Genomic DNA, 13,341 nt, shown 5'->3' on the forward strand with positions numbered 1-13,341 from the left:
ATCATGACCAAAGCCAAGCTCGAAGTGCTGACCCCGCAGAACAGCCAGCTGATCTTCATCGACCAGCAGCCGCAGATGGCCTTCGGGGTACAGTCGATGGACCGTCAGGCACTGAAGAACAACGCGGTCGGGCTGGCCAAGGCCGCCAGGATCTTCAACATCCCCACCACCATCACCACGGTGGAGAGCGAATCCTTCTCCGGCTTCACCTACCCCGAGCTGCTCGACGTCTTCCCCGGCCAGAAGACCCTGGAACGCACCTCCATGAACTCCTGGGACGACCAGAAGGTGCGCGATGCGCTGGCCGCCAACGGCCGCAAGAAGGTCATCGTCTCCGGCCTGTGGACCGAGGTCTGCAACACCACCTTCGCCCTGTCGGCCATGCACGACGCGGACTACGAGATCTACATGGTGGCCGACGCCTCCGGCGGCACCAGCAAGGAGGCCCACGACTATGCCATGCAGCGCATGGTCCAGGCCGGCGTCGTGCCCGTGACCTGGCAGCAGGTGCTGCTCGAATGGCAGCGCGACTGGGCCCATCGCGACACTTATGACGCCGTGATGAAACTGGTCAAGGAGCATTCCGGCGCCTACGGCATGGGCGTGGACTATGCCTACACCATGGTCCACAAGGCGCCCCAGCGCACCGCCACCCCGCACGAGTCCATCGCCCCGGTACCGGCGCGCTGAGCGGCGCTCGCCCTGCCTTATCACACCTACCGGGAAGACATAGCGTGAGCGCGCAACCTTTTCAGCCGAGCGTGCAGGATGCAGCCGAAAGCCCGTCGCGGCGCAGGCTGCTGGTGTCTGGCGCCGCCGCGGTGGCGGCAATAGGCAGCACCGCCGCCGTCGCAGCCACCGGCAAGCCGCAGGTCCATACTACCCCCCACCACCCAGTTGGAGCACATAATATGAGCTACGTCACTGCCAGGGACGGTACTCAGATCTTCTACAAGGACTGGGGCTCGGGCCGCCCCGTCGTGTTCTCGCATGGTTGGCCGCTCAACGCGGACGCCTGGGACGCGCAGATGCTGTTCCTGGCCCAGCATGGCTACCGCGCAATCGCCCATGACCGCCGCGGTCACGGCCGCTCGGGCCAGCCTGCCAAGGGCAATGACATGGACACCTATGCCGACGACCTGGCCGCGGTGATCGAGGCGCTGGACATGAAGGACGCGACGCTGGTCGGCCACTCGACCGGCGGCGGCGAGGTGGCCCACTACATCGGCCGCCACGGCACCAGGCGCGTGGCCAAGGCCGTTCTGATCGGCGCCGTGCCCCCCATCATGCTGAAGACCGCGGCCAATCCCGGCGGCCTGCCGATGGATGTGTTCGACGGCATCCGCAAGAACACGGCCGAGAACCGCTCGCAGTTCTTCAAGGACCTGGCGGTGCCTTTCTTCGGCTTCAACCGGCCCGGCGCCAAGGTCTCGCAGGGTACCATCGACGCCTTCTGGGCGCAGGGCATGACCGGCGGCATCCTCGGCCAGTACCTGTGCATCAAGGAGTTCTCGGAAGTCGACTACACCGAGGACCTGAAGAAGATTGGCGTTCCGACCTTGATCCTGCACGGCGACGACGACCAGATCGTGCCGATCGACAACGCCGGCAAGCTCAGCGCCAAGATCGTCAAGAATGCCACGCTGAAGATCTATCCGGGCGGTTCGCACGGCATGTGCGTGGTCGAGGCCGACAAGGTCAACGCCGACCTGCTGGCGTTCTTGAACGCTTGACGGGCATGCCGTCCCGCGACTCCAAGGCAGGCCGGGACGGCCTGCCTCCGCCCCCGGCGGGCCAGCCCTCGCTGCCGCTGACCCGCCGCCAGTTCATTGCCGGCGCCGCCGCCCTCGGCGCGGCAGCCGCCACCAGGACCTTCGCCATGAACGCATCGACCACGCCAGACCTGATCCTCGTCAACGGCAAGTTCGCCACCCTCGATCCCGCCAACCCGCAGGCTGACGCCGTGGCCATCCACGATGGCCGCTTCCTTGCCGTCGGCACCCGCGACGACATCATGCGCCTGGCCGGCACCGGCACCAAGGTCGTCGACCTTGGCGGCCGGCGCGCGATCCCCGGCCTGATCGACAGCCATATGCACATCATCCGCGGCGGGCTGAACTACAACATGGAGCTGCGCTGGGACGGCGTGCGCTCACTCGCCGACGCCATGCGCATGCTAAAAGCGCAGGTGGCGCGTACGCCCGCACCGCAATGGGTGCGGGTGGTGGGCGGCTTTACCGAGCACCAGTTCGCCGAGAAGCGGCTGCCCACCATCGACGAGCTGAACGCCGCCGCGCCCGACACGCCGGTGTTCATCCTGCACCTGTACGACCGTGCCATCCTCAATGCTGCGGCGCTGCGCGCGGTGGGCTACACCAAGGAAACGCCGAACCCGCCGGGCGGCGAGATCGTGCGCGACGGCAGCGGCAACCCGACCGGCCTGCTGCTGGCCAAACCCAACGCGACCATCCTCTACGCCACGCTGGCCAAGGGCCCGAAGCTGCCGCTGGAGTACCAGAAGAACTCCACGCGCCATTTCATGCGCGAAGTGAACCGGCTTGGCGTGACCGGCGTGATCGACGCAGGCGGCGGCTACCAGAACTACCCCGAGGACTACGCCATCATCGAGGAGCTGCACCAGGAAGGCCAGCTCACGGTGCGCCTGGCCTACAACCTGTTCACACAGAAGCCGAAGGAAGAGCTGAGCGACTTCCGCACCTGGACCGGCAAGGTCAAGCCGGGGCAGGGCGATGATCTGTACCGGCACAACGGCGCCGGCGAGATGCTGGTCTATTCGGCAGCCGACTTCGAGGACTTCCGCGTCGAGCGCCCCGAGATGCCGCCGTCGATGGAGGCCGACCTCGAACCGGTGGTGCGGCTGCTGGCCGAGCAGCGCTGGCCATGGCGCCTGCATGCCACCTACGACGAGACCATTTCGCGCGCGCTCGACGTCTACGAGAAGGTAGCCCGCGACATCCCCTTCGACGGGTTGCACTGGTTCTTCGACCACGCGGAGACCATCAGCGACCGCAATATCGACCGCATCGCGGCGCTGGGCGGCGGCATCGCCGTGCAGCACCGCATGGCCTACCAGGGCGAGTACTTCGTGGAGCGCTACGGCGCGCGCGCGGCCGAGGCCACGCCGCCGATCCGCAAGATGCTGGAGCGCGGGGTCAAGGTCGGCGCCGGCACCGACGCCACGCGCGTGGCTTCGTACAACCCGTGGGTCTCGCTGTACTGGCTCACCACGGGCAAGACGGTGGGCGGGCTGGCCATGTACCCGCAGGCCAACCTGCTCGACCGCGAGACGGCGCTGCGGCTGTGGACCGAGGCCAATACCTGGTTCTCGTCGGAAGAAGGCAAGAAGGGCCGCATCGCGGCAGGCCAGCTGGCCGACCTGGCCGTGCTGTCTGCCGACTACTTCTCGGTGCCCGGCGACGAGATCCAGGACATCACCTCGGTGATGACGCTGCTGGGCGGCAAGGTGGTTCATGGCGATGGCGATTTCCGGCCGCTGGCGCCGCAACTGCCGCCGCCGATGCCCGACTGGTCGCCGGCGCGCCATGAGGGCGGCTACCAGCCGCGTCCGCAGGCGTTGCGCGATAAGGCCGGACTGGCGCGAAGCGCCGCTGCCTGCGCCTGCGCCAGCGCCTGCGGCGTGCACGGCCACGCGCACACCTCGGCGCTGGCCGCCAATGTGCCGGCCGGCGACGCGCGCGGCTTCTGGGGCGCGCTGGGCTGCTCGTGCTGGGCGTTCTGACGGAGGCCCGCCATGCAAGACTCCACCTTGAGCGAAGGCACGGCGGGCCGCGCGCTGCCGCGCTGGCTGCATTGGCTGGCATTGCTGCTGCTGTGCGCGGCCTACCTGCAGGGCGGGCTGGTCAAGCTCACCGACTTCGCGGGCGCGGTGCAGGAGATGCAGCATTTCGGGCTGGCGCCGGCGGCGCCACTGGCGGCCGCCGTGATCGCGCTGGAACTGGGGGCCTCGCTGATGATCCTGGCCGGCTACCGGCGCTGGCTGGGCGCGCTGGGACTGGCCGCATTCACGCTGATGGCGACCTTCCTGGCCAACCGCTTCTGGGATGCGCCGCCGGACGCGCGCTTCATGCAGGCCAATGCCTTCTTCGAACACCTCGGGCTGGTCGGCGGCTTCCTGCTGGCCGCCTGGGAGGACCTGCGGCGCGCGCGCTGACCGCTCCCCGCCCCCAATCCTGGCAACCTGGAATCCTGGACAAGACATCATGAAGGTCTATCTCGTATCGCTCGCCGCGGGCATTCTCGTCGGCATCATCTATGCGCTGCTGCAGGTCAGGTCGCCGGCGCCGCCAGCCATCGCGCTGCTCGGACTGCTGGGCATGCTGATGGGCGAGCAGGTCGTGCCGCCGATCAAGCGCATGCTGGCCGGCGAGCCGGTCAGCGTGGCCTGGTTCCGCAGCGAGTGCGTGCCCAAGATCACCGGGGCGCCGCTGGCGCCAGCCAAGGGATCCCCGGCGTCCCAGGTGGCTCAGGCCGTACCGGTCCCGCCCGCAGCCGCGGGCAATGGCAAGAGAGGAGGCTGAATGCGGAATCCGCCGTCGCTGCCGTCCTGGCCCCTGCCGCGCCGCGGAATCGGCCACCGTCTCCATCCATGCCTGCGCTGCGCGGCGCTGCTGGCGCCACTGGCGGTCGCGGCACCGGCGCACGCGCAGTCCGAGGTCGTCATTTACGGGCGCCTGAACACCGCCTTCGAGTACGTCAGTGCCAGCACCGCCAGCGACGGCAGCAAGCTCGGCGACGCGGCGCGGCTGTCCAACTACCGCTCGGTCTTCGGCCTGCGTGGGGAGGAGGCGCTGGGCTACGGGCTCAAAGCGGTGTGGCAGATCGAAAGCACCCTGTCGATCGACACCGGCGCGGGCCAGATCGCCGCGCGCGATACGCGCCTCGGCCTGGACAGTCCATACGGCATGGTTTTCATGGGGAACTGGGATACGCCCTACACGGCGTCGACCAAGAGCTACGACCCCTACTACCCAACCACCGCCGGTTACATGGCCCTGCTCGGCAACGGCGCCGCGGCGACCACCGACAACGTGCAGAACACCAGTTCCTTCGACCGGCGCCAGAAGAACATCCTGCAATACCAGTCGCACCCCTGGGGCGGGTTGTCCGCCATGCTCGGCTACGGCCTGCCGGAGGAGAAGCTGACGGTGGCGCGCAATCCGGCGCTGTACTCGATGGCGGCCGCCTACAATCGCGGCGGGCTCAATGTGGCGCTGGCCTACGAAATCCACCAGCACTACCAGACCGCGGGCCGCAACGACGATGCGATCAAGTTCGGCGTGTCCTACCAGTTCTCCCGCACGCGCCTCAGCGCCATGTACGAGCACCTGCACTACCGCACCGCCACTGGCGACCTCGAACGCAACGGTGCCTACGCCTCGGTGGTGCAGCAGATTGGCACCGGCAGCATCCGCGCGGGGTTGGGCTGGGTGGGCAACGGCACCGGCAATGCGACCGAGACGGTCGGCTACTTCCGCAGCGGACCCGGCACCGGCGCGCTGCAGTTCACGGTCGGCTACGACTATCCACTGTCCAAGCGCACCGGGCTCTATGCCTACTACAGCCGTATCAACAACCACGGCAACGCGATCTACGATTTCGCCATCAACCCTGCCGGCGTGAAGGCGGGGGCCGATCCGCAGGTATTCGCGCTTGGCATGCGGCACAACTTCTAGCCGGCCGAATCATAAGAATCGGAGGGGAAGGACATGCCGTGGGAGAGTCAGCGCCAGACCCCGGCGCCAAGGTGGGGCCGGCGGCGGATGCGCTGGCGGGCGCGCATCGCCTCGACATCCTGCTTGGCAGCCGGTTTGCCTTCGTCGCGGGGCATATGGACGTGGTCGGCTTCATCGCGCTGTCGGTGCTGCTTGCCGCGCACGTCATCTTCAGCAGCGCGACTGGCTGCCGGCCTGCCAGCGGCTGGAAGACTCCAGGTATTCCGTGATCGCTAGCCGGCCCCGGTGTGTGCGGACGGCCGGCCGGCGATGGGCGCGCAGCTCGGTACCATGCTTGGCTTGAGCGCCACTGCAGCGCGCCGGGCACGCCATTGTCATTTGAAAAGCCAGCGCGCAACGAGCCGCGTGTAGCGCGGCATCACCACATAGACCATCAGGAACACGATTGCCGCCGTTACGGCCGCCTTGTCCATGAATGAGTCATGGGCGAAGCCGAGGTGCGCGAGCATCGGCACGACGACCCATGGTACGACGATGCTGAGGGGCAGGATGGCGCTCCACGTGACGAGCCACTGCTTCCACGCGGTCGGCACCTTGACCGGCGAGTTCTTCTGCGTGAACCAGAAATCGAGGCCAGTCCTGATCTCGTAGCGGTCGCCCTGCCGCAGCGACGGCCGCATTCTTTCGATATGTTGGCGGCGTACTTCGGATTCCATCCATGCGTTGAGGCTCCTGAAGTCGGCGAAGCGAACGATGGTCGCATATTCGCGGCTCATGCCGACCGGACGGATTACATCGGTGCTCAGGTAACCGGGAAATCCAGAGCATGCGAGGCGAATGTCCGCGAGCCACGCTTCGTACTGCTCGACGGACTCGGGCTCGACCTCGTGGACAATGATGCTCGTGACGATTTCCTGCGGATTGAGGGTGGTCGGGTTCATCGCGCTCCCGGTGGATGGCGGCGACCGTCAGGCGATGCGCACGAGAATCGCTATTGGCATGCACGGCGACGGCACGGTGGCTGGGACTCACCATCATACGCGGAATGCGGTTCAGAAGGCCGGCGCCAGAGCGAGGCGCTCGAGCGGCAACTGGGCGAGATGCATACGCGGTTCTCGACGGACCAGGAGCGCACCCGCGAGCAGGTCGCGGTGGCACAAGAGCGGGTCAGCGACACCGAGCGCCGCGCTGCGCGAGATCGACCAGGAGCGCACGCTGCGCCAGAAAGCCGAGCAGGCGCTCGCGGACCTGCGCGCTGAGCTGGCGGCGGTCCAGGCGAGGGTGCCCGACGCCGCCGTGGCCAGTGCCGAGGAACGGGCAAGGCAGCTGGCCGAGCGCGACACGCTCAGCCTGCAACAGGCGCAGGCGCAGCAGGCGCAGACGGAGGGGCAGGCGGTGCAGGGCAGGCTGCGGGCGGAACTGGAGATGGCAGCCCGGCGCGCCGAGCGAGCCGATGCGGAAGCCACCGCGACGCGCCGCCTGGTATCGCCCAGGCGCCGGGCGCCGGAGGCAGCATGCAGGAAGAGTTCGGGTACAAGGATGCGGCCGGTCGATGGGTCGCGGGGTTCGGCTCCCGTCGCGATGCCATCTCGGCAGCAGCGCAGATGGGCATGACGCAGGTGGTTACCGCGGGCTTTAGCCCTGAGCCTCCGTCCTACTTCGCGCGGTTCGAGGCGACGAGGATTCTCGAGCGGATGCTCGCTGGCATGGCCTTGGGCGAGCAGGAAGGCAAATTGATTGGCAGCGATCAAGCCCAGGATGTGCTCGCCCCCATTCTCGCGGCAACGATCGGTGATGGCTTTCCCGACCGCGAGTCCCCAGCGCCATGGAAGCTTCAACTGGATCTCATGAATCGGCTGCAAACCGCGGTCGCTGCGTGGATGGAAGAGAACCACCTTGAGTTCGCGCCGCCTAAAGCCGTGGTGTACGGATCGGAGCAACTCCACGTCGGCGGCACGAATCTGGACGTGCCGCTTCGGTAGGCCTTTGGGGGGAGCCTTGATTTCGGCGAGATTTACGACGGTTCGCAAGCCCAGCAGCGATGCGAGGTTGAAAACGACAGCACTCTAAAACATGAAGGGCTAGCATCCCTAGTAGTCGCCGCGGCGGCCGAAGAGGGCAATAATGACGATTCAGGCCATCCCTCAGCTTGATCATGAAAATCCTGTTTCTTGTGCGGCATGCCAAATCGAGTCGCGACGACCCGTCCTTGCCCGATCGGCAGCGTCCGTTGGACGATCGCGGCCGCCATGACGCGTCCAAGATGGGCAAGCGCCTGACTGATCGCGGGGTGGAACCCGATCTGCTCGTGTCGAGCCCGGCGCTGCGTGCGCTGACCACGGCACAGCTCATCGCCGACGAGATCGGCTACCAGCGCAATGACATCGTCGTCGATGAACGCCTCTACGCCAGCAGCCCGGACAACTTGCTCGCCGTCATCTGCGCACTCGACGACAGGCTAGACCGCGTGATGCTCTTCGGCCACAATCCCGAGTTCACCGACCTCGCGCACCGGCTATCGAGCACGATCATCGACATGCCCACATGCACCGTCGCGGCGTTCTGCTTCGACGCAAAGGCGTGGGCGGATGTCGCGGAGATCGGCCCGGCGGAGGTGAGGATGTACACACCGAAGAGATAGTGCAGAGTTCGCCGCGGAGCGCGCGCCCAAACATGGCCGCCAGGCCCGCTACGGCCGCACCAACAAGCCCGTCGATGCCGCCTTGCGGAAGAACACGCCAAAACTGGGGCATCAGACCACCGCCTTGCCGCTTGGTCAGCCCCCGGTTTGGCGCGGTATCCAATCCCAGGGGAAAAATGAGGGTTGACCAAGGTTCGCGATAGTGCACTGTGACGCATATCATGAATCCGAGCCATCCCACTCAAAGTCCGATAATCGCCCATAGCATGTTGCGCAGCAGCAAATCACCTTGTTGCTGCTCTTTTAAAAGAGTATTGTAAATGCATGTTTAAGGGATGCGGACCGGCCACCCACCTCCCTGAACGATCGCAATCGCAACGCTCAACACTTGGAGCCCATCATGCAAGCCCCCATCAACCCGTCGACAGACCTCGATGCTCATCACAATGTCGCCGGCCTTTCCGACCGCGTCGCCTTGGCCATCACGATGACGTTGCGCTTTTTCGCCGATACATTTTTTGCCAAGCGCTATGGGAACCGCGCCATCGTGCTCGAAACCGTGGCGGCGGTGCCTGGAATGGTTGGTGGCATGCTGGTCCACCTGCGTTGCCTGCGCTGGATGGTGGCCGATGAAGGGTGGATTCGCACTTTGCTCGAGGAAGCAGAGAACGAACGGATGCACCTGATGACGTTCATCCAGATCGCCCGGCCGAGCTGGTTTGAGCGAGTCGTGATCTTGCTCGTGCAGGCCGTCTTCTTCGTGACCTACTTCCTTCTGTATCTGGTGTCCGCCCGGACCGCGCACCGGCTGGTTGGATATTTCGAAGAACAAGCCGTGATCAGCTACACCCTCTACCTAGCCGAAATCGACGCTGGTCGCGTCGAGAACGTTTCCGCCCCAGCCTTCGCGATCGAATACTGGAATCTGCCGACCAATGCCCGCCTGCGTGAGGTGGTGGTGGCAGTGCGCGCCGACGAGGTCGGTCACCGTGATGTCAACCACGGCTTCGCCAACGCCCTGACAACCGGGGCAACCTTCAGTCGAGCTGCGTAAGCAGAGCCCCAAGACAACGAGATGCCCGCCGTCGACCGGCGGGCCTTTTTCGGCCCAACTGGGCTGAGCCTGGCCGACCTGCAGGCGGCGCTGGTGCCCGGCTGCAGCCAGAAGAGCGGCACTGCGGTGATCGCCCGTCCTGCCGTTGCAGGCGCAGGCACCTGGTCAAGCGGATCCCTGTTATATCGAGTCGCTGCCAACTTCTCTCACACCTGTCCGCGATTGCGCGAAGCCACGGCAACGGTGGTCGGCGACTCGGCGAGCGGTACGAATCGTCGTGTCGGGCCGTCGAGTGCATCAATGCTACCCTTCTCGATGTCGTAAACCCATCCGTGCAGATTCATGCGCCCCTGTTCGAGTGCAAGTGCCACGGACGGATGGGTGCGTAGATTGGCCAGCTGCGCGATCACGTTCTCTCTGACGAGACCGTCGAGCTTAGCGTGAGGGGTATCGAACTGATGCGCGGCGTTGATCGCTTTTGCAGCATCTGCATGATGCAACCAGTTCGCGACCGCCGGCAGGTGATCAAGACAAGCGCAACGCGAAATCGCGCCCATCGCGCCACAGTCGGAGTGCCCGCAGATCACGATGTCCTGCACGCCCAGGACCGCGACCGCATACTCGACGGTGGCCGAAACGCCACCGGGTTCCGGACCGTAGGACGGCACAATGTTTCCGGCATTGCGAATGACGAACAGTTCTCCCGGCTCACGCTGGGTGAGGAGCTCGGGCACGACCCGGCTGTCCGAGCAGGTGACGAACAGTGCCTTCGGATTTTGTGTCGTTGCGAGTTGCTTGAAAAGCTCGACTCGTTGAGGATAGACGTCGCGCTGAAAGCGCAGAAAGCCGTCGATGATGTCACGCATGGCGTCCTCCAGATTCAAATATGGGATACAGGCACGACCGTTCGATACTCCGTCATGCCGGTGCGCTGCGATTATCGCCGATGTCAAGCTTGAGGCAGCGCCTTCGCGCCGCCCCCGCCGGCGGCGGTTGAAGACGCCATGTCAGGAGGCGCACCGGTTAACGCCGCCGATCCCTTTGCCGTGGCCGTCGAGCAGTTCCGCCTCATTCAGGTCGAGATGCAGACCGGTCCGCTGGCTCGCCGGCATGCGTGTCCGGAAGGAGGGCGGCGGTGGCGATCTGCACCGCCGGATGGCATGGCGATCCTCGATCCGGAGAACGGCAAGGTCTACAGCGCGAAGATGTCCCTGTCGGACGACGGCAGGAAGCTGAACGTGCGCGGCTTTCTCGGCATCAGCCTGCTCGGGCGGACGCAGACGTGGATGCGCGAGTGAGTGGTGGGCGAGCGTTGATGCGATGAAACCGGGCCGTTGCCGGCCCCCAATCAGTCGGATCAACGGCGGCATCCATTGTTAACTGCATGCCGATCCAGATCGTTTTGGCGCCGGGTTCGCCATCACTCTTGCGCCCAAGGAATCTGCCCAAAGAGGCCACCAGACGAATCATCTGATCGAGCGTAACTGGTGGGTCTTTTTAAGCCTGATCGTATCAATCTGCAGCAAAAGGACGATTACCCCAAATCAAAGAGCGTTGGTTCCAGTGGCGCCTTGCTGCCCGTCCTCACTCGTGGCGGGACGTTCCGCACGAATGCCAAACCAGCACATCACGGCTCCCACCAGCAGCAGTGCGGCAGCGAAGCAGAGCGATAGATGCATGCCGCGCATGAAGGCTTGGGGGGCAGTGTCGTGCACCAGATAACCGAACCCCGCCACGCCGAGCATGCCGCCTACCTGCCGCGCCGAGTTGAGGACGCCGGAGGCGATGCCAGCGCGGGAGCCATCCACGGCTGAAAGCGTGACATTGGTCATGGTCGGCACCATCAGCGCGATGCCGCTGGCGGCCAGCAGCATCGGCGGGGCGAGCAGCCAGTAGGGGCCGTCGATGCGCACCGGCAACAGCATCAGGTAACCCAGGGCGGCCAGGAGCAATCCCAGCACCATCAAGTACCTCGCGCCCATCCGCGTGATCAGCCGGCCGGCGAGCACGTTGACTGCCATCAGCACCACCGTCATCGGGAGGAACGCCAGCCCGGTCTGCTGTGGCGATAGTCCTTGCTGAAGCTGGAAGAACAGGCTGAAGACAAAGATCTGGCCATAGTAGGCAAGATTCACGATCACACCGGCGAGCGACGCCACCCTGAACGCGGGGATGCGCAGTAGCGCCAGCGGCAGCATCGGCGCAGCACTGCGTGATTCGATGCGGATGAAGGCGGCCGCCGACGCCAAGGCCAGCCACAGCCCCGCCTGCACCCAGGCGTGTCCCCAGCCGAGACGGCCGGCTTCGGTGACCGATGCGGTGAGTGCGGCCAGTGCCAGTATGGCCGCGCCTTGCCCGGGCCAATCCAGGCCGCGGTGATGTCCGCCGCCATCGGCGGCGACATGGCGCAACGTCAGATACAGGCCAATCAGGCCCAGCGGCAGGTTGATCAGGAAGATGCTGCGCCAGCCGAAGTGGGTCACCAGCAGGCCGCCCAGCACCGGCCCGGCCGCCAGCGAGATACCGCCGATCGCACCCCACCAGCCGACTGCGCGGCTGCGTTGTTCGCGCTCGGGAAAGGCCCTCTGGAGCATCGACAGCGAGTTCGGCACCAGCAGCGCCGCGCCAATGCCCTGGCCCAGCCGGGCCGCCACCAGCATCGGCAGGCTGCCCGCCGCCCCGCACGCCACCGACGTCAGCGTGAACAGCGCGAGCCCCATCAGGAACACCCGCCTGGCACCCAAGCGATCTCCGATCGCTCCGCTGGTCAGCAGCAACGCCGCGAACACCAGCGTGTAGGCGTTGATCACCCATTGCAGCCCGGCTACATCGGTGGCGAATCCTTGCCGCAAGGTATCCAAGGCGACGTTGACGACGCTGACGTCCAGCAGGACGACGACGAAGCCGAGCGCAGCAGCCAGCAGGGTGGCCCGCTGCGCATTGGTGGTGGTAGGCATGGCATTGATTCCAACGATAGGATCTACGGATGCTAGGCTGCAGCCATGTCTGCGTAAATTCTATAAAATCTCCACCGAACCTGGAGAAAACGCACAGATGCTCGATTGGGAAAATCTTCGCCACTTCCTGGCAGTCGCCCGCACCGGCACGTTGTCCGGCGCAGCGCGCGATTTGCAGGTGGATCACGCCACGGTGAGCCGCCGGCTGGCCGCGCTGGAAGCCGGGCTGCAAGCGCTTCTGGTTGAACGCTTGCCGCGCTCGTGCCGCCTGACGCCGCTTGGGGTGTCGGTCTTCGAGCAAGCCAGGACGATGGAGGCTGCCGCATTCGCTATCGAGCGGCAGACGCGTGCCAGCCACGAGCCCGTGAGCGGCAAGGTGACGCTCAGTGCGCCACCGGTGCTGACCACGCATCTGCTGGCCGGCCGGCTGGCGGACTTCCGCGCGGCTTATCCCGGTATCCAGCTCTCCGTGTCGGCGCAGGCGCGCGCGGTGTCGCTGACGCGCCGTGAGGCAGACGTAGCGCTACGCCTGGTTCGGCCCAGCGAGTCGAGCAGTGTGGTGCGCAAGCTGGGGCAGATGCCATTCGCCTTGTACGCAAGCCTCGACTATCTGCCATTGCGCAATCCTCGCGACTGGACCTTTATTGCCTACGATGCGCAGTTCGCCGACATGCCGCAGCAGCGCTGGCTGCTGGAGCTGGCGGGTCCACGGCCCGTGGGCTGCGAACTCAGCGACATCAGCAGCCATCTGGCCGCTGCCCGTGCAGGAGCGGGCGTGGCAGGCCTGCCCTGTTTCCTGGGGGATGCCGATGCAGGCCTGGTACGGCTGGAGCATGAGGGCGCTGCATTCTCACGCGACATCTGGCTGGTGGTGCACAGGGACTTGCGGCGCTCGGCCGCTGTGCGCGCGGTGATGGATTTTGTTAGCGAGGTAGTGGCCGGGCACGGCGCGTTTGGATCCGCTCCGGAATAGGC

The 13,341-nt window shown here is 65.8% G+C and carries 14 protein-coding genes and 2 pseudogenes; 12 read left to right on the forward strand and 4 right to left on the reverse strand.

Translation table 11 applies throughout. The features are described from left to right. The first annotated feature begins 3 nt into the window (after positions 1-3). The 7 genes from AC3FOF_RS35400 to AC3FOF_RS35430 all read left to right on the forward strand — a co-directional run bounded on the left by AC3FOF_RS35400 (position 4) and on the right by AC3FOF_RS35430 (position 5,983). Positions 4-690, forward strand: coding sequence for a hydrolase (locus AC3FOF_RS35400; protein WP_276265669.1), 687 nt, complete (start codon positions 4-6; stop codon positions 688-690). A 221-nt stretch (positions 691-911) separates the two neighbouring features. Beyond that, complete coding sequence (locus AC3FOF_RS35405) at positions 912-1,733, forward strand: alpha/beta fold hydrolase (protein WP_488729253.1); 822 nt, start codon at positions 912-914, stop codon at positions 1,731-1,733. 146 nt (positions 1,734-1,879) lie between these two features. After that, positions 1,880-3,760 (forward strand): amidohydrolase, encoded by a 1,881-nt coding sequence (locus AC3FOF_RS35410; RefSeq protein ID WP_276267073.1) that lies wholly within the window; start codon positions 1,880-1,882, stop codon positions 3,758-3,760. A 12-nt stretch (positions 3,761-3,772) separates the two neighbouring features. After that, positions 3,773-4,192, forward strand: coding sequence for a DoxX family protein (locus tag AC3FOF_RS35415; protein ID WP_276267072.1), 420 nt, complete (start codon positions 3,773-3,775; stop codon positions 4,190-4,192). Positions 4,193-4,241: 49 nt separating this feature from the next. Beyond that, positions 4,242-4,559: a XapX domain-containing protein gene (locus AC3FOF_RS35420; RefSeq protein WP_017227865.1), complete on the forward strand. Its 318-nt coding sequence runs from the start codon at positions 4,242-4,244 to the stop codon at positions 4,557-4,559. Then, positions 4,560-5,714 carry a porin gene (locus tag AC3FOF_RS35425; protein WP_488729254.1) on the forward strand — a complete coding sequence of 385 codons (1,155 nt, stop codon included), beginning with the start codon at positions 4,560-4,562 and terminating at the stop codon, positions 5,712-5,714. Between the two features lie 38 nt (positions 5,715-5,752). Next, positions 5,753-5,983, forward strand: a complete 231-nt coding sequence (locus AC3FOF_RS35430) for a hypothetical protein (protein ID WP_488729255.1) — start codon at positions 5,753-5,755, stop codon at positions 5,981-5,983. A 105-nt stretch (positions 5,984-6,088) separates the two neighbouring features. On the opposite strand, the gene AC3FOF_RS35435 is transcribed toward AC3FOF_RS35430, so the two are convergent. After that, positions 6,089-6,655 (reverse strand): antibiotic biosynthesis monooxygenase, encoded by a 567-nt coding sequence (locus AC3FOF_RS35435; RefSeq protein WP_017227868.1) that lies wholly within the window; start codon positions 6,653-6,655, stop codon positions 6,089-6,091. 573 nt (positions 6,656-7,228) lie between these two features. Between AC3FOF_RS35435 and AC3FOF_RS35440 the strand changes: the two genes are divergently transcribed. The 3 genes from AC3FOF_RS35440 (at position 7,229) to AC3FOF_RS35450 (ending at position 9,409) form a co-directional block, all read left to right on the forward strand. Further along, positions 7,229-7,696: a hypothetical protein gene (locus tag AC3FOF_RS35440; protein WP_488729256.1), complete on the forward strand. Its 468-nt coding sequence runs from the start codon at positions 7,229-7,231 to the stop codon at positions 7,694-7,696. Positions 7,697-7,869: 173 nt separating this feature from the next. Continuing rightward, the gene (locus AC3FOF_RS35445) at positions 7,870-8,355 is read left to right on the forward strand and encodes a SixA phosphatase family protein (RefSeq protein WP_488729257.1); all 486 of its coding nucleotides are present in this window, start codon (positions 7,870-7,872) and stop codon (positions 8,353-8,355) included. A 400-nt stretch (positions 8,356-8,755) separates the two neighbouring features. Beyond that, entirely contained in the window at positions 8,756-9,409 is a 654-nt protein-coding gene (locus AC3FOF_RS35450; protein WP_488729258.1) for an alternative oxidase, read from the forward strand. A 206-nt stretch (positions 9,410-9,615) separates the two neighbouring features. Here the strand turns inward: AC3FOF_RS35450 and AC3FOF_RS35455 are convergent, their stop codons facing one another. Next, the gene (locus AC3FOF_RS35455; RefSeq protein ID WP_035806910.1) at positions 9,616-10,275 is read right to left on the reverse strand and encodes a carbonic anhydrase; all 660 of its coding nucleotides are present in this window, start codon (positions 10,273-10,275) and stop codon (positions 9,616-9,618) included. Between the two features lie 291 nt (positions 10,276-10,566). Here AC3FOF_RS35455 and AC3FOF_RS35460 point away from each other — a divergent pair. Next, positions 10,567-10,707, forward strand: a pseudogene (locus AC3FOF_RS35460) (DUF2147 domain-containing protein); the annotation flags it as partial. On the opposite strand, the pseudogene AC3FOF_RS35465 reads toward AC3FOF_RS35460, so the two are convergent. Then, a pseudogene (locus AC3FOF_RS35465) lies at positions 10,667-10,888 on the reverse strand (IS4 family transposase); the annotation flags it as partial. The pseudogenes AC3FOF_RS35460 and AC3FOF_RS35465 sit on opposite strands and share 41 nt — an antisense overlap. A gap of 65 nt (positions 10,889-10,953) precedes the next feature. After that, positions 10,954-12,366, reverse strand: a complete 1,413-nt coding sequence (locus tag AC3FOF_RS35470; protein WP_488729259.1) for an MFS transporter — start codon at positions 12,364-12,366, stop codon at positions 10,954-10,956. Positions 12,367-12,463: 97 nt separating this feature from the next. Between AC3FOF_RS35470 and AC3FOF_RS35475 the strand changes: the two genes are divergently transcribed. Next, positions 12,464-13,339, forward strand: coding sequence for a LysR family transcriptional regulator (locus AC3FOF_RS35475; protein ID WP_488729260.1), 876 nt, complete (start codon positions 12,464-12,466; stop codon positions 13,337-13,339). Positions 13,340-13,341 lie beyond the last annotated feature (2 nt).

It is taken from the genome of Cupriavidus sp. 96C5-1 (assembly GCF_057798855.1).